Annotated in this window: 13 protein-coding genes and 1 pseudogene; 7 read left to right on the top strand and 7 right to left on the bottom strand. The window is 65.0% G+C overall.

Going from position 1 to position 16634, the window contains the following annotated elements; genetic code table 11:
* Positions 1-323: 323 nt before the first annotated feature.
* Positions 324-1211, bottom strand: coding sequence for a response regulator transcription factor (locus ACNJ7E_RS07965; RefSeq protein ID WP_418339544.1), 888 nt, complete (start codon positions 1209-1211; stop codon positions 324-326).
* A gap of 261 nt (positions 1212-1472) precedes the next feature.
* A complete protein-coding gene (locus ACNJ7E_RS07960) occupies positions 1473-2393 on the bottom strand; it encodes a LysR family transcriptional regulator (RefSeq protein ID WP_141470546.1) in 921 nt (306 codons plus the stop codon).
* A gap of 432 nt (positions 2394-2825) precedes the next feature.
* Between ACNJ7E_RS07960 and ACNJ7E_RS07955 the strand changes: the two genes are divergently transcribed.
* From ACNJ7E_RS07955 to ACNJ7E_RS07945, 3 genes are all read left to right on the top strand, one after another.
* A complete protein-coding gene (locus ACNJ7E_RS07955) occupies positions 2826-4220 on the top strand; it encodes an SLC13 family permease (protein WP_317568902.1) in 1395 nt (464 codons plus the stop codon).
* A gap of 208 nt (positions 4221-4428) precedes the next feature.
* Entirely contained in the window at positions 4429-5547 is a 1119-nt protein-coding gene (locus ACNJ7E_RS07950) for a PrpF domain-containing protein (protein WP_418339559.1), read from the top strand.
* On the top strand, positions 5544-6401 hold the full coding sequence (locus ACNJ7E_RS07945) for an HpcH/HpaI aldolase/citrate lyase family protein (RefSeq protein WP_418339543.1): 858 nt from the start codon (positions 5544-5546) through the stop codon (positions 6399-6401). Before ACNJ7E_RS07950 ends, ACNJ7E_RS07945 begins: the two co-directional genes overlap by 4 nt.
* A 6-nt stretch (positions 6402-6407) precedes the next feature.
* On the opposite strand, the gene ACNJ7E_RS07940 is transcribed toward ACNJ7E_RS07945, so the two are convergent.
* Complete coding sequence (locus ACNJ7E_RS07940; RefSeq protein ID WP_283335027.1) at positions 6408-7328, bottom strand: LysR family transcriptional regulator; 921 nt, start codon at positions 7326-7328, stop codon at positions 6408-6410.
* Between the two features lie 213 nt (positions 7329-7541).
* On the opposite strand from ACNJ7E_RS07940, the pseudogene ACNJ7E_RS07935 reads away from it, so the two are divergent.
* A pseudogene (locus tag ACNJ7E_RS07935) lies at positions 7542-7874 on the top strand (CoA transferase); the annotation flags it as partial.
* Positions 7875-8267: 393 nt separating this feature from the next.
* Here ACNJ7E_RS07935 and ACNJ7E_RS07930 read toward each other — a convergent pair.
* The 4 genes from ACNJ7E_RS07930 to ACNJ7E_RS07915 form a co-directional block, all read right to left on the bottom strand.
* Positions 8268-9320, bottom strand: a complete 1053-nt coding sequence (locus ACNJ7E_RS07930) for an AraC family transcriptional regulator (protein WP_418339542.1) — start codon at positions 9318-9320, stop codon at positions 8268-8270.
* A gap of 163 nt (positions 9321-9483) precedes the next feature.
* Positions 9484-10515 carry a carbon-nitrogen hydrolase family protein gene (locus tag ACNJ7E_RS07925; RefSeq protein ID WP_280780142.1) on the bottom strand — a complete coding sequence of 344 codons (1032 nt, stop codon included), beginning with the start codon at positions 10513-10515 and terminating at the stop codon, positions 9484-9486.
* On the bottom strand, positions 10515-12947 hold the full coding sequence (locus ACNJ7E_RS07920) for an oxidoreductase (RefSeq protein WP_418339541.1): 2433 nt from the start codon (positions 12945-12947) through the stop codon (positions 10515-10517). The genes ACNJ7E_RS07925 and ACNJ7E_RS07920 overlap by 1 nt, the downstream gene beginning before the upstream one ends.
* Entirely contained in the window at positions 12944-13354 is a 411-nt protein-coding gene (locus ACNJ7E_RS07915) for an acyl-CoA thioesterase (RefSeq protein WP_280780140.1), read from the bottom strand. Before ACNJ7E_RS07915 ends, ACNJ7E_RS07920 begins: the two co-directional genes overlap by 4 nt.
* A gap of 199 nt (positions 13355-13553) precedes the next feature.
* Here ACNJ7E_RS07915 and ACNJ7E_RS07910 point away from each other — a divergent pair, with 199 nt between their 5' ends.
* From ACNJ7E_RS07910 to ACNJ7E_RS07900, 3 genes are read left to right on the top strand one after another with little or no spacing between them, the layout of a single operon-like run.
* Positions 13554-14666, top strand: a complete 1113-nt coding sequence (locus ACNJ7E_RS07910; RefSeq protein WP_280780139.1) for a cupin domain-containing protein — start codon at positions 13554-13556, stop codon at positions 14664-14666.
* Positions 14667-14714: 48 nt separating this feature from the next.
* Positions 14715-15611 (top strand): fumarylacetoacetate hydrolase family protein, encoded by an 897-nt coding sequence (locus ACNJ7E_RS07905; protein WP_418339540.1) that lies wholly within the window; start codon positions 14715-14717, stop codon positions 15609-15611.
* Between the two features lie 27 nt (positions 15612-15638).
* Positions 15639-16436, top strand: a complete 798-nt coding sequence (locus tag ACNJ7E_RS07900; protein WP_418339539.1) for a maleate cis-trans isomerase family protein — start codon at positions 15639-15641, stop codon at positions 16434-16436.
* Positions 16437-16634 lie beyond the last annotated feature (198 nt).

Raw genomic sequence — 16634 nt, 5'->3', positions numbered from 1 at the left:
CTACCTGCAGGCGGTTTTCGGCCCGTTCCCACACCGGTTCAGTGCCGTCTCACACCGGCCTGACCAGCCGAGACGTTGTTTGGGTTGTTTCAGATCGATGCACGGGATGTGCTCGGTGAGAGGGGTATCGATGCGGCGGTGTCGGTGTGTGTGGTCACTGCATGGCAGCAGGCGGTGACTACGTTGTGGTGTAAGGCACCACCTGGTTGCCGCCGATGCGTCCGTTTTCCAACGGCCGAGGACGTTTCCGCTCTCGTCGAAGACGAACACCAGGGTCCGACCACGGAAGGTTTCGACCGCGCGGTCGCCGAGCGACACGGTTCCTACTGCATTTGAGGGCAGTGTTTCGATGTTCGCATCCGTGTACTGCGGTGCGGTGCGGTGCTGCAGGAGGCAGCGGCCATCATCACCGCCACCAACGCCGCGACGTGGGCCACAGAATTTTCTCTGCGTGTTTCGACGACCCATGCCGCGACCTGTTCGCGTGAAGTGAATCCCAACTTCGTAAGTAGGTGTTCGACATGCCCCTGAGCGGTGCGAGGGGAAATTTCCAAGCGAGCAGCGATCTCCTTATTCGTCAGGCCCTCGGCAATCAGATCAGCAACCTCCAGCTCACGCTTTGTCAGGTGTGCGGCGGGACCGCAAGGGGTCGACTCCGGAGGATGAAGTTGCTCACCCAAGGCGTAGGCGACCGCGGCGTCGAAACCTAACGCCGCGCCGTCACGATGCGCGGATGCATAAGCCTCCGTACTCGAGGCACGCTGCGTCGCGCCTTCACAGGCTTTCTGGTACTCACTCAAATTGGGCAGTACGACAATCGCGCTTCCCACAGACCGGCTGAGCTCCTCCGATGCCCGATCCATGCCAGCGCCTGCAGACATAGGCTTGCGTTGAACCGGTCGTTCACTTTGAGTCGATTTGCAGCGCCTGTTCGAGCAGCTGGACGCCTCGTTCACGATCGCCGCGTCGCCACACGTCGACCGACACTCCGGGACGATGGGGGTCGACTGGAAGTATCCCTTCGGGGCGAATTCGAGCATTGTCTCCAGCTCCATCGAAGGATGAGCCATCGCGCCCGTGACACGGGCGATGTCCGACCAGCGCAGCCACCGCGTATACCCGCCGTCGTCGACCGACTGCACCGGGTGCAGCACGCGGCCATAAGCTTCGAACCGGGCGGGCACGAGTGAGACCACCGTGGTTTTCCGCATCACCTCGACTCCGTCGCGAACCCAGTACCCAGCTGGCATGTCGTTCCGAATCCTGCCATTCGCTTGCCATACAGCCAGTCTCCGCGGGCGGCCGAATCACCACACGTGTTTGCAGGAACCCGCACCGGGACGAAGTGACGTCCCAGAGCATGCTGGCGGCAGTCCGCCTTCGTTCCGTAAGCGGATCCGTTAGCGGTGAAGCGCTGTGCGCGGTTTGCGGCTGTGAGCAGGCGGCGCCGCGGCCCGCATGGCATCCTCGAGTCAGCGTCGCGCGGTGATGGTGTCGGCGGCGTCGTGAAGTGCCCGGGAGACGGCATGCATGCTCGGGGTGTACTGCCGACGTGCGAGCGAAGCGATGTAAATCGATCGTGTCGGAACCCGGTCGGTGGGAAGAAATCGGACAGCGTGGACGTCCGGGCGATGGTGTGCGACGGCCAGACGCGGAACCATGGCGATGCCCACCCCCGCGGCGACCATCGCTTCGATCTCTTGGTAGTCATGGGCCTCGTAGACGACGTTCGGGGTGAACCCTGCCGTCTCGCAGCTACGGTAGAGCACTTCGGCGGCCGGGTGGTCTGCGTTGCGGATGATCCACTTCGCCGATCGCAGCGATGCTACCGCGACATTGTCGATGTATGGCCCGTCGAGCGGGACGAGCAGGACCGTTTCGTCCTCCATCAGCGGTATGAGGGCCAGGGATTTCTCGGTCTCCTCGGTCCAGTCGTAACTCCAGAGCAACGCCATTTCGACCTCGCTCGAATGGAGCATTTCCAGCAGTCGCGGGCGGACCGCGGATTGGACCCGCACGTCGATGCCGGGCCAGTGGGCGTGATAGTCCTTCAGCGCGTCCGAGAGTAGTGAGGCGCTGACGGTCGGGAAGGAGCCGAGTCGGACGGTGCCGCGCTCGAGCCCCAGCAGAGCTTCCAAGTCACCACGGGCAGCGCGCATTTCCTGGCGGAACAGCCGCGCACGCGTGACGAGAATTTCACCAGCCTCCGTCAACCGGACGCCGCGAGGCAGGCGGGTCAGTACCGGCTGCCGGATCTCCTGTTCCAACTTGGCGATGCGCTGCGACGCGGCGGATGGCGTGACGTTGGCGCGTTCGGCGCCGCCGGTGAGGGATCCGGCCTCGGCGATGTCGAGGAGCAGGAACAGTGTCACCACATCGAACGAGTTGCGCATCGATACCTCCCACAAGCCTTTAATCCTGCTAAACCCCGCCGTAGAAATACGACATTGTCATAAACATAACCCGCTCATAGTGTGATCTGGGTAATGATCAAGCGAAGGATGTGACATGCAGACGATCGCAACTCCCTCACCACCCGGGATCACAGCACCGAATCGCCCTGTCGATCCCGTCGGTCGCCCAGTGCGCTCACTTCGGCGCCCCTCGGCCGGCATCGATGAGGTACTGCAACCCGGTGCGGGGTGGGCGGCCGACGCCGTCGACAGTCACCTCGGGCGGCGGCGAGCACCGCGCACAGCGCCTGCGGGAGTGACAGCTCCCGATCTACACCGCGTGACTCCGCCCCATATTCACGTCTGTCCGTCGCGACCGGCCGCCGACCAGGCGCCGTTCGATCCGCCCCGCAGCGAACCGAAAGAACGCCCATGACTTCCATCGAGATACTGCCACTGATCGCGTTGGTGGCAATGTTCGTGATAGCCACCTTCTTCCCCATCAACATCGGCATATTGGGGTTCATCGGCGCTTTCGTCGTGGGGGCGTTCCTCCTCGGCTACGACGACAAGGAAATCCTCGCCGAGTTCCCCAGTTCGATCGTGCTGACGATCATCGGCGTCACCTACTTCTTCGGTATGGCGAAGAAGAACGGGACCATCGACCTCCTGGTCAACGCCTGCATTCGCGGCGTTCGCGGACGAGTGACGATCGTCCCGTGGGTGTTCTTCTTCTGCGCCTCCGTGCTCACGGCCCTGGGAACGTTCAGCCCGGCGGCCGTCGCATTGATCTCCCCGGCGGCGATGTCGTTCGCCGCCCGGACCCGGATGAGTCCGCTGGTAATGGGCATCATGACCATCAACGGCGCACACGCCGGAGCGTTCTCCCCAATCTCGGTCTCCGGTGTCCTCGTCCGCGACATCGTCGAGTCGAGCGGCCTGACGATCGCCCCCTGGACCCTGTTCTTCGCCAGCTACGGCATCAATTTGCTGCTCTCGGTCCTCACAGTGGTCGGCTACGCCGTCCTTGCCCGGGTACGGAATCTCGAGTTCTCCGCCACCGGCTCGAGCGCCGGCATCGACTCCGACGGTGGTGGGAGCGCGCTGAGCACCCCCACCGCGGGACCCGGGGGAACGCCGGCCGGCGAATCGTCCAGTGGGGGCGGCACTCAGGTCCTCATCCGGACGCCGCGCACCGAGGTCGTCACCGACCACGACGTGCAGCCGGTCACCGGGGTCCAGAAGCTCACCCTCGTCCTGATTGCCGCGGTGTTGGTGCTGGTCCTGGTGCTGCATATGCCGATCAGCTTCGTCGCCATCGCGGCCGGTGCGATCCTCGCCTTCACCGACCTGTCCAAGCAGAGTGAGGCTATCGCCGGTATCAGCTGGTCCACCGTGCTGCTCGTCGCCGGCATGGTCACCTACATCTCGCTCATGGAAGAGATCGGCACGATCGACCACCTCGCCGAGATGGCGATCACCATCGGCGCACCGCTGCTGGTCGCCGTCGTCCTCTGCTACGTCATCGGCGTCACCTCGGCGTTCGCATCGTCGACGGCGCTTCTCACCGCCGTCATCCCGCTCGCGCTTCCTCTGCTGCAGACCGGGGCGCTGCCGGTCGTCGGAGTCGTGGCAGCACTCGCCATCTCCGCCACCGTGGTCGACGTCTCCCCGTTCTCGACCAACGGCGCACTCGTCCTCGCCAACGCCCAGAACATCGAGCGGCCCCGGTTCTACCGGCAACTGCTCCTCAACGCGGGCATCGTGGTCGCGATCGCGCCGGCCCTGTGCTGGCTGGTGCTGGTGGCCGTCCCGACACTGGTCTGACGCGCAGACCGCACCGGCGAGGGTTTAACTGAAGTTAACCCTCATCGACTTATTCGCCATTGTTCTCCACCCTGATGTAGGTCAGGGTGGGCAGTGGGACACCGCTGGGAAGCACGCTCCCCATCCGATCAGAGCCTCCAGCGGTGCCTCACAAACTCTTCGAACCCGAAAGGTGGGCCGGACCGTGTTCACACTTCATGGAACCTGGATGCGGGGAGGAACCAGCAAGTGCTGGCTGTTCAACGCATTCGACGTCGATCCGCTCATTGCTCAGGCCGGCGGCCTCGATGCCATCTTGACGTCGGCATTCGGCTCGGGTGATCCGCGTCAGCTCGACGGTGTCGGCGGCGGCAGCTCGACCACCTCGAAGGCGGCGATCGTGCGCCGCTCCAGCGAGCCCGGAATCGACGTCGACTACCTGTTTGCTCAGGTCGCGATTGGTGACCGCCAGGTCGAATGGGGCAGCAACTGCGGCAACTGCGCCACCGCGATCGGGTTGTACGCGCTGCAGTCCGGGTTCGTTCCGGTCGACTCCGCGACGACGACCGTGCGGATGCGGAACCAGAACACCGGCGCGATCCTGAACGCCGAGATCGCCACCCCGGGCGGGATGATCCCCACCGAAGGCGACGCTGCCGTGCCCGGTACCAGCGCGTTGGGTGTCCCGGTGGGGCTCACCTTCACCGGTCTCGCCGGCGGCGCGGCCACACTGCTGCCCACCGGCGCATCCATCGATCGTGTCACGATCGCGGGCCGCAGCTATCACGCCACGATGGTCGTCGCCGGCGCCCCGGCGGCGCTGTTCGACGCCGCCGACCTCGGCCTGACCGGCCCGGAGGACAACCAGACGATCGCCGAACACCTGCCGCTGCTGCTGTCGCTACGTCGGGAGTCCTCGTTGCGGATGGGGTTGAGCAAGCCGGGAGACCCTATCTCCCATGCGATTCCGAAAGTCGGTGTCGTGGGTCCGCCGGCGGACTACCGCACCAGCGCCGGCGTCGATATCCGCGCCGAGGACTACGACATCTCGGTCCGGATGCTGTCGATGCTCGCCCCGCACCCGGCGATCGGGCTCACATCCGCGGTCGCCGTCGCCGCGGCGTCCACCGTGACCGGAGGTGTCGTCACCGACAACACGCAGGTCCGGTGGCCGGGATCGCTTCGGGTGGGGACACCCGCCGGGGTACTCGATGTCGACCTCTCCGTTTCCCTCGACGGGGTACTCGAATCGGTCACCCTCCACCGGGCGGCCCGCCGCATCGCATCGGCGGAACTGTTCGTCACCGCCCCGGCGCCGGCTCCGGCACTGGTCGGCTCCGCGCGATGAGGATCCGAACACCGGAGAACGTGGCGATCGCACGTCGGGAAATCGATGCTCGGATCGCCCGATCCTGGCTCCTGGTCAACGGCACCCGCACCGACCTGTTCGACCAGGCCTACCGCTCCTGCGCGGACCAAATCGTCCTCGACATCGAGGACGCCGTCGACCCCCAACTCAAGTCCGACGCACGGGAAGAGGTCGCCGCCTGGCTCGAGAACACCTCGGCCTGGGTGCGGATCAACGACCGCTCCTCGGCCTACTGGAGCGATGACGTCGATAGCCTCACCGGGCTTCCCGGACTGGCGGGCGTGATGCTCGCGAAAACCGAAGCCGCCGAACATATCACCGAAACTTTCGACCGACTCGGCAGATCCACCCCGGTACTCGCGTTGGTCGAATCCGCCCTCGGAATCGACCAGGCGCGTGATATCGCCCGCACCCGCGGCGTCTTCCGGCTCGCCTTCGGCAGCGGCGACTATCGCCGCGACACCGGCACCAGCGCCGACGACCTCGCCATGGCCTACCCCCGCTCCCGGCTGGTGGTCGCCAGCCGAATCGGCAACCTGCCCGGACCGATCGACGGCCCCACCGTCAGCAACAGTCACACCGTGCTGCGCGAGCAGTCCGCCGTGTCCGTGTCCCTCGGGTTGACCGGGAAGCTGTGTCTGGACACCGAACAACTGCCGGTAATCAACGAAACCGTCAGCCCCACCCCCTCGGACGTGACCTGGGCGCGGGAGTTTCTCGCCGATTTCGAAGCCCGCGGCCGGATTGTCCGCGACGGCAGCGACCTGCCCCGGCTCGGTCGGGCCGAGAAGATCACCCACCTTGCCGACTGTTTCGGAATCGGCCGAAGCTGACCGGTCCTATCCGGTTTCGAAGCCCTCCTGCAGCTGGTGGGCGGCGGCAGCGCACACCGCGATTCCTTCCTGCGCGGCCGGGCTCAGCCGCCGCTCGGTCAGATGCGCGACCAGGATCCGCCGTTGCGGCGGACGGGTAGCGAGGGGAATCGACCGGACGTCGGGCCGAAGGTTGAGCACGGCCAGTCGCGGAGCAATAGCCACGCCGAGGTCGACGGCGACCATCGCCTGCACCTCACCGTAGTCGTGCGCGAAGACACTCGTGCGTGGCGTGAAACCACCTTGCTGACACAGTTTTTCGAGGGTTTGCGCGACCGGATGATCGTCGGCGCGGACCACCCACGACTCGTCGCGCAATTCGGCGATCCGGATCGAGTCGCGGTCGGCCAGTCGGTGCCGTTCCGACACCAGCAGCACGGTCGGATCGTTCATCACGTGGTGGTACGTCAACGTGGGGTCATCCACCCGGTTCCACTCGTAGTCCCACAGCAGCGACAGTTCGGTCTCCCGGCGGCGAAGCGCATCGACCAAATACGCGAATCGGCCACTGAGCACCTTCAGTTCGACCCCCGGGTGCCGGGTCTTGAACTCCTTGACCACGAGTGGCAGCAGTGACGACCCGGCCGTGGGGAACGTGCCGAGCGCCAGCACACCCGCGCGCAGTCCTTTGATCTCGGCGAGTTCGGCATCGGCGGCCTCGAGTTCGATCAGGATGCGTTCGGTGTGCTTGACCACCGATCGCCCCGCCTCGGTCAACACGATGCCGCGCGCGTGCCGCTCGAGGAGTGGTTGCCCGGCCTCCTTCTCCAGCTTGGCGATTTGTTGGGAGACAGCCGAAGTGGTGTACCCGAGCGCCGCCGCTGCCGCGGTGATCGAGCCGTGCTCGGCGACCTCGCGCAGCGTGAACATCCTGGTCGTGTCCAGCACCCGACCCACCTCCTGACTTTAGAAGAAGTTAATGCCTGTCGACATACCCGCAATTGTAGTTGAACCGTGTGGGTGCCAGTCTGAAGTGGCGGCAGCGGCGCCCTGACAATTTTTCGGCCGCGCCGGGACACCTGGCACCCGCCTATCGGGCGGCACTCGTCCGCGGCGAGCGCCGCACCCATATCGCCTCCCCCCACCACGCGAGGACAGCCTATGACTGCACACCCGAGCGACATCCACTCGCCCGACGACCAGGCCGACGAGAGCACGGGCGCCGGCTCTACTCCGGCGCGCGGTCCCTTGCACGGCATCCGCGTCCTCGACATCAGTACCGTCTACGCCGCACCGATCACTGCGATGATGCTCGGTGACTACGGCGCCGACGTCATCAAGATCGAGCACCCCACCGGCGACCCCGCCCGCTCACACGGAGCCCAGAAGGACGGGCACGGTTTGTGGTGGAAGGTCATCTCGCGGAACAAGACATGCATCACCCTCAATCTCGGCACCGCCGAGGGCCAGCAGGTGCTCCGCGACCTCGTCGTAGCTCAGTCGGAGGAATGGCCGACCAGCCCCAATTCGCATCTGCTCATCTCGACGCACGGTGCGCACGCGGAGAACATCCCGCCCCTCGCGGTGCGCACGATTGCGCTCGTCTTTCGTGGACTGCAACTGTAACCGCACGCATTCGTAGTGACCGCTCTTGTACGAGGCATCCATCACCGAAGATCCCGTACTCCTCATACGTGTCTCGGATCATCAGCCCCGCCGCGATGCATCGTTGCACACCGACTCCCTGTACCGAACCTCGATCCCGGCGCATCGGCGACGCCGAACACCGCGACATGGACAGCTTCATGGATTTGGCTTGGGTGGCACTGTTCCTACAGATTGTGCAGCGCCCTCAGTCCGGTCGGTGAGCAGCGGGCAAACCCACCTTCATCGCCGGAGCGTTGCCGATGGCGTCTCGCCGAACTTCTCTCGGTACTGCACGGAGAAGCGTCCGAGATGCACGAATCCACATCTGCTCGCCGCATCGGAAACCGTCGTCGTCGACGGATCGGCCTCGAGTAGCCAGGCGCGTACAGCCTTCATGCGAACCTCGCGCAGATATCCCATCGGGGTGGTGCCGTAGTACTTCTTGAAACCGTCTTGAAGCGCCCGAACGCTGATGCCCGTAGCCGATGCGACATCCTCGACAGTGAGCAGTTCGTCCGCGTGGTGTTCGAGTATTTCGACCGCACGGCGAATCGTTCGAGGCGCCGCCGGCACTGGCCGCTGCAACGCCTCTGTGTAGTTGTTGGGTTGGGCCACAATGAGTTGACTGAGCAGAAGTCGCTCGAACTCTTTCATAACGATCGGCTCGTTCGGCAGTGAGCCACCGTTTTCCATTTCCCCCCGCAAGAGCTCGAGCACGCTGCGCCAAGAGCGAATGCCGGGTCGCTCCAGTTCCATTCGAAGGTCGAACCGGAGTGGCTCGCGGAGCGGGGCCCCGAGCGCCTCTTGTACTTGCCGCTCCAGACCCTGGCGATCGATCCGAACAATCAGCTGCCGGTTCCCCTTGCGCCATTCCATGGTCGTCGCCCCTCCCGGTTGGAGGATCGATGCGACAGCCGGTGTTGACTCGAATGTTTCTGCACCCCAATTTATTTCCGCCACTCCAGAGAGGGGAATCTGAACGAGATAGAAGTCGTCGAGATCGCTCGGGCGAATGCGCATACCGATGCCGTAGTCCAGGTAGTGCAGGCCGATAGTTCCGGCGGTGGCCGAGTGAAACCTGCAGGACGCCGCACCGTCGCCACCTGTGGGTTCGAGCGTATGCGGACAGAAGGCGGAACCGACCACCGATCGCACCTGGTCCAGATCGACGGTATGAACCTGCTCGAACCGGGCAATGGGCAATGCAGCCAAGTCCGCAACCAATGTCGGGTCCATCGCCATCCCAGCCTTCCAGCGCGGTCGAAATAGCGGCGCCGAAACGATCGTCACCATCTCTACCTACGTATCGTACCTTCCCTGGGGTTCACGCGAAGTGAAGTTCTCGACCGACCCGGTACCGAGCCCGCCACCACAGCTCGGTCCTCGGGGTCTGCGGTGCGCGAGCAATGCGGATCCGCACGGATCCCAGCTATGCGGCGAGTGCCGTCCGGGGCGACTATCTCGCCGGAATCTCGTCCTCACCCCAGGGGCCGATCAGTACGCCTTCCGGCTCTGGCGGCGCTCCCGCGCCGTTGAAGGTGACCGGCTGCATCGGCGCGGTGTTGACGTTGAGGGAAAAGATGTCGAAGCGGTTGTAGTGACCGATGATGTCGTGCATCTGCTTCGGGGCGATGCAGCGTGCCAGGTCGATCTCGCCGTAGACGATTCCTTCCTTGTCCACCAGAGGTTCGGAGACGGGGCGACCGTCGGGTCCGAAGATCCCTGACAGGGCGCTGCGCTCGCGCCGTAGCATCTGGGCCGCTTCCTCGTCGTCCCCGGCCACAATGTCGATAATTTCCTCGGAGACGGTCGAGCAGGAGACGACCGAGAACAGTTTGCCTTCGAAGGCGTGGGCCGCGGTGCGGATGGCGATGGCGTCAGCCATGTCGTAGTCCTTCGGCGCCACCGGGAGGGAGATGTAGTTGGCGACGTGCACGAGTTCTCCCTGTGCCAGCAGCGCGAAGCGGGCGAGGGTGTTCGTGTTCTCCCCACAGGCGAGGACGCCGAGTGGACCGACGTCGGTTTGGTGCACGCGGAGGGTGGATCCGTCGCCGTTGGTCCAGGTCAGCTTTTCGGCCCAGGTCGGTACCAGTTTCCGGTGGACGGCGATCAGGGAGCCGTCCGGCCCGATCGTGAGGACGCTGTTGTACAGCACTCCCAGGCTGTGTCGGCCGCGTTCGTTGACACCGATCACGACCGTGGTCTTGGTGGCTGCCGCAGCGGCACGGAGGGTGTCCAGATGCGGACCGGGAATGTCGATGGCGGCGCGGTACAGCCGTTCGAACCACTCCCCTCCCTTGACCGGGTTCATCGTCCAGTTCCAGTACGGGTACCCCGGGACGAACACCTCGGGGAAGGCGATCAGCGTGGCGCCGGCCGCGGCGGCCTCGTGGATGAGCCCGACCGCTTTCTCTACGGTGGCGTCGGGGTCGAGATACACCGGGGAGGCCTGAACGGCGGCCGCGGTGAAACGTGGGAAGGTGTCCATCAGCGTGCCGCCTCGGTCACGGCGCTTGCGCCTGGGCGCCAGCGTTGGTGGATGTTGTGTTCCGCCTCCCCGAACAAGGCCAGCTGAGGCCGCGCCCGTCCGGCTGTGGGCGGCTTTGCCGATCCGGCAGCGTAGAGAGTCGGCCACTGGCCACCCGCTCCGCGGTATCCGATCTCGGCGGCGGCATGCAAGGTCCACGAGGGGTTGTGCAGGTGCGCGCGGCCGATTGCGATGAGGTCGGCGCGCCCTGCGAGCAGGATCGAGTTGGCGTCGTCGTCCGAGGAAATGGCGCCGACGGCGATGGTGGTGATGCCCACGTCGGCGCGGATGCGCTCGGCGAAGGGGGTCTGGTAGCCGCGCCCGTACTCGGGTCGCTCTTCGGCCACGACCTCACCGCTGGAGACGTCGATGGCATCGACGCCGTGTTCAGCGAACGCCCGCGCGATGGCGACGGCGTCGTCGATGGTGGTGCCGCCCGGGTGCCAGTCGACCGCCGAAATCCGCACGAGGAGCGCTTTGTTCTTTGGCCAGGTCGCCCGTACCGCATCAATGACCTGAAGCGGGAATCGGAGGCGGTTGCGCAGGCTTCCGCCGAAGTCGTCGGTGCGCTGGTTCGTCAGCGGCGACAGGAAGGTCGAGAGCAAGAATCCGTGCCCGGCCTGAATTTCGAGGACATCGAAACCGGCGGTGTCGGCGGCCCGGGCGGCCCGGGCGAAATCCTCGGCTATGCCCTCCAACTCGGAAGCGTCGAGTTCGCGGGGCGCGGGAAGGTCACCGAAAGCGATCGCGGACGGGCCGACGGTCTCCCAGCCCTTTTCACCGAGGGAGGTACCGAGGGTTCCGGCGGCGGGAACGGTGGTCGCACCCTTGCGTCCGGAATGGTTGAGCTGGACGCCGATGGCCGCTGTGGTGTTGTTGTGAACCAGATTGATGATCCGCCGGTAGGCGAAGATTTGTTCGGGGGCGTACAGGCCAGCGCACGCGGGTGTGACGCGTCCGGCAGCACTGACGGCGGTCATGCCGGTCATCACCAGGCCGGCACCGCCGAGCGCCGCGCCGCCCAGACGTACCAGTTCCGCGTCACCGACCAGCCCGTCCGTGGCGGAGTAGGTGGCCACAGGTGCGGCGACGATGCGGTTCTTCAGCCGCGCGTTCGCGATCCGATAGGGCTCGAACATCGGACGGGGCGGCTGTTCGGCGGAGTCCGGCGACTGGGCACGGTGGTACCAATCGTTGAGGGTGTCGATGTATTCCGGATCGCGGTCGCGCAGATTGTCGTAGGTGACGCGGCGGCTGCGGGTGAGCAGGTTGAAGCCGAACTGCGGCGGTTCCTGCCCGACGGAGTGCTCGATCGATTCGAACCACTCCAGGCTCGCCTGCGCCGCACGTTGGGTGGATTCGACGACGGGGCGCCGTTCCTGCTCGTAGCGGAGCAGGGCCTGTGGGACGTCCCGGTCGTCGACTGTCAGGCTCGCTGCAAGAGCGAGGGAGTCCTCCATGGCGAGCTTGGTTCCCGAGCCGATGGAGAAGTGCGCGGTGTGCGCGGCGTCGCCGAGGAGGACGATGTTGCCGTCGCGCCACGACGTGTTGCGGACCGTCGAGAACTGGATCCAGCGGGAATTGTTGGTCAGTAGCCGGCGCCCATCGAGATGCTCGCCGAGCAGGCCGGCGCACAACTCGACGCTTTTCATATCGCTCTGCCCGACGGCGACCTCCTCGGCGGCGAAGGTATCGAATCCCGCATTACGCCAAGTCTTCTCGCTCATTTCTACGATGAAGGTGCTGCGTTCACTGCTGAACGGATAGGCATGCACCTGGATCGGCCCGAATTCTGTCTCCGCGACGATAAAGGTGAAGGCGTCGAAAATCTTGTCGGTCGCCAGCCACATATATCGGCAGTTCCGAACATCGAGGTCGGCCCGATAAGCGTCGGGACGCGACTTGCGGGTGATCGAATTTACCCCGTCGGCGGCCACTACCAGGTCGTGCGTGCGGGCGAGATCTTCCGCGGTGGGGGCGATGGTTTCGTATCGCACGTCGACACCGAGTTGTGCGCACCGCGTCTGCAGGATGTTGAGCAGGGCCCGTCGCTCGATAGCCGCGAACCCATGTCCTCCCGAGGTCAGCACCTGACCCCGGTAGTGGATGTCGATATCGGACCACCGGGCGAATTGGGCTTCCATTTCCGCGAAGATCGCCGAATCCGCTGCGGTGATTCCGTCGAGGGTCTCATCCGAGAAGACGACGCCGAAGCCGAAGGTGGTGTCGGCAGCGTTACGCTCGAATACCGTGATCTCCCGTCGCGGGTCGAGTTGCTTGGCCAAAGCGGCGAAGTACAGGCCGCCCGGGCCGCCCCCGATCACCGCGATCTTCAACGACGGCAGGCCGACATCGACTCGTGCAGAACGCGCTGTTGCTTCTTGACTGGTCACTTGGTCACCACTGCTTCCTGGGCACGAATCGTGCCGAATGCGTCGATTACGGGTTGCGGCCAGGGCGTCGATGTCGGCGACTGTGGGGTGGCGTGGGCGACGACGAGGGTTCCGTCCGCCGCCACGCCCTCCTTGCCGCGCACCTCGAAGGCGTACTGGAGTGAGGTGTTACCCAGGCGAACAACCTCGAGGGTCACTGTCACCGTTTCGCCGAACCACAGCCGCGATCGGTAGTTGACCTCGTGGCGGACCCGGGGAGTCTCCCCGAACAGCCACGCCAGATCGTGCTCGCGGAGCAGCGCTGCCTCTGCAGCTTCCACGAATCGCACGATGCACGAATGATGTTGGTGGCCAGCAGCATCGGTGTCGTACCACTCCACCGTCCGTTCGATCGTCACTTTCGCCATCTGTCACTGACCACCTTTCAACGAAGTCGATGACCGAACTTTATAGCGCTCTTGTGACGCTCGTCAAGACAGGTGTATATTCGGTTTTGCGGCGGGCGGTGACAGCTTGCACAGTTCGATCGAAATCCACGCAGGTTCAGGTCGGCCGCACGCGCCCATTGCCATACACATGCGTCGCCGACGAAAGGGAGGAACACATATGTCACTCAGTGACGACGTTCTCGGTCGGGCTCGGGTCAAGGACACCGAAGCCTTGGAAGCGTTCTATGACGAACTCGGCAAGCGCGACACGGTGGCGCTATGGACCGTGGCCAACAAGATCGAGCCGTGGTTCCCGCAGCCGGCGTCCGTGCCCATCCTCTGGCGCTACGAGGACATCCGCCCGTTCGTCATCGACTCGCTCGACCTGGTCAAACCGGAAGACGCCGGCCGACGAGTGGTGGCCCTGGTCAACCCCGAGCGCAAGGACGTCACCGCGGCCGTCGGCCTGCTGTACACCGGCCTGCAGGGAATGGGACCCGGAGAGTCGATGACCGCGCATCGCCACATGGCGGCCGCCCTGCGCTTCGTCGTGGAAGGCCAGGGCGCCTGGACTGTGGTGGACGGACAGAAACTGAAGGTCGGCCCCCGCGACTTCGCCATCACCCCCAGCTTCACCTGGCACGAACACGGCAACGAGGGCTCCGACGAACCGGTCATCTGGCAGGACGGACTCGACATCCCCCTGGTCAATGCCCTCGACGCCGGGTTCTACGAGGTTCACCCCAATCACTATCAAGAGCGGGGGGCGGTGATCAACTCCTCGCTGCTCACATACGGCGCGGGCCAACTGCGTCCCGTGGGCTTCGAGGACGGTTGGACCAAGCCCTACTCCCCGCTCTTCGCCTACCCTTGGGAACCGACCTACGCGGCCCTGCAGAACGCGGCGAAGGCGTCGGAAGGATCCCCCTTCGACGGCATCCTGCTCGAATACTCGAACCCGCGTACCGGCGGGTCGGTGATGCCGACGTTGAGCGCTCATATCCAGTTGCTCCGGGCCGACCAACACACCCGCGCACACCGGCATACCGGATCGGTCGTCTACAACGTGGCCAAGGGAGAGGGCTATTCGGTCATCGCGGGCCGGCGATTCGACTGGAAGCAGGGTGACATCTTCGTCGTGCCCTCCTGGGCGTGGCACGAACACGCCAACCTCAGCACCAGCGACGACGCGGTCCTGTTCTCGTTCAACGACTTCCCAGTGATGCGCTCGCTGTCCTTCTGGCGCGAGGAGACATACCTGGAGAACGACGGTCAGCAGCCGATCCTGTAACCCGCCCCGTACACCATGTCTCACCAACCCTCAGAATAAGGACCGTTCATGATTCTCCTGACCTTCTCCACTCGTGACAACACCCCCCGGCTCGGCGTCCAGCGCGACGACACGGTCATCGACGTCTCCGCCCTGGCACGGAGCACCGGCGCCGAGGCGCCGGCCGACCTGGCGACCCTGATCAACCAGGGCAGTGCGGGACTTGCCGCGCTGACCACGCTGGTCGGCGGGGACGAGGCGCAGCAGTTCAGTCTCCCGATCTCGGAGGTCACCGTGCACGCCCCGCTGCGCCCGGGCAAGATCATCGGTGTCGGCCTCAACTACACCGAACACGTGGCAGAGTCGGCTCGCACACTCGACACCGACAAGGAATTGCCCCAGCGCCCGGTGCTGTTCAGCAAGCCGGCGACGGCCGTCGTCGGCCCCGGCGAGCCGATCCGCCACAACGCGAACCTCACCCATCAGCTCGACTGGGAATGCGAGGTGGCCGTGGTCATCGGTCGCACCGCAAAGAACGTCTCGGCGGCCGAGGCCCTCGACTACGTCTTCGGATACAGCATCATCAACGACATCAGCGCCCGCGATCAGCGCCGCGGCGGTCAGTGGTTCTTCTCCAAGGGCCAGGACTCCTACGCACCCTTCGGCCCGGTCGTCCGCACCGCGGACGATCTCACCGACCCGCACGACCTGGACCTGTCGCTGCGCGTCAACGGCGAAGTCAAGCAGAAGTCGAACAGCCGCTACATGCTGTTCAAGATCCCCGAACTGATCGAGGACATCACCTCCGGAATGACCCTCGAGCCCGGAGACGTGATCGCTACCGGATCCCCCGCCGGCGTCGGCGCCAGCTTCGTCCCCCAGCAGTTCCTCTCCCCCGGTGACATCGTCGAGTGCACCGTGGAATCCATCGGGACGCTGAGCAATCCAGTCATCGATGCTCGCTGACACCTGCTCGATCAGAAAGGAATCCCGGTGAACAACCGCCCTTACCGCATCGGCCAGATCGTGCCGAGCTCCAACGTGACGATGGAAACGGAGATCCCCGCCCTTTTTCGCGCGCGGGAAACCGTCGCCCCCGAGCGATTCACCTTCCACTCCAGCCGCATGCGGATGAAGGAGGTGACCAAGGAGGAACTCGAGGCGATGGACGCCGACTCGACCCGATGCGCCGCCGAACTCTCCGACGCGCGGGTGGATGTCCTCGGATACGCGTGCCTGGTGGCCATCATGAGCATGGGCAAGGGGTACCACTGCGTCTCCGAACAGAAGCTGGCGCAGATCACCCTCGACAACGAGGCCCCGGCTCCCGTGGTCACCAGCGCCGGCGCGCTGGTCTCCGCGCTCGAGGTGCTGGGAGCCAAGAAGATCGCCCTGGTGGCGCCCTACATGAAGCCACTCACCCAGCTCGTGGTCGAGTACATCAAGGATCAGGGTATCGACGTCGGTGACTACCGAGCGCTCGAGATTCCCAACAATCTCGACGTAGCCGCGCATGATCCGCGCAACCTGGTGGGTATCGCCAAACAACTCGACCACCAGGACGCCGACGTCATTGTCCTCTCCGCCTGCGTTCAGATGCCCTCGCTGCAATCGATCGAGATCGTGGAAAACGAACTCGGCAAGCCGGTGGTCTCGGCGGCGATCTCCACCGCGCATCAGATGATGCGGGCACTGGATCTGCCCGCGATCGCCCCCGGCGCCGGGGCTCTGCTGTCCGGAAAGTACGCCGACGCTCCCTACATCCCGAGCCTGCCGATCGCCGCGAAGTGATCCTTCCGGCCTTGGGCACAGTGTGACCGTGTGGGCCTCGGCGCGATCCGCCGGGGCCCACACGGAACCGTGGGCCGCTCGGTTGGTCGCATGTCGGCCCCCACGGCCCGCCCGGACTTTTCGAAAGCGGCGCCCTGACGAGTGCGGACCGAGTCGACCTGGTCCGATCACACCCGTAACCGGACCTGTCGCTGTAGG

Origin of the sequence: Rhodococcus mengyinensis (assembly GCF_048381435.1) — a bacterium.
GTDB classification, from domain to species: domain Bacteria; phylum Actinomycetota; class Actinomycetes; order Mycobacteriales; family Mycobacteriaceae; genus Rhodococcus_F; species Rhodococcus_F opacus_D.
The sequence above is the reverse complement of the archived record's forward strand: the minus strand, read 5'-3'. Positions and strand labels throughout refer to the sequence as shown.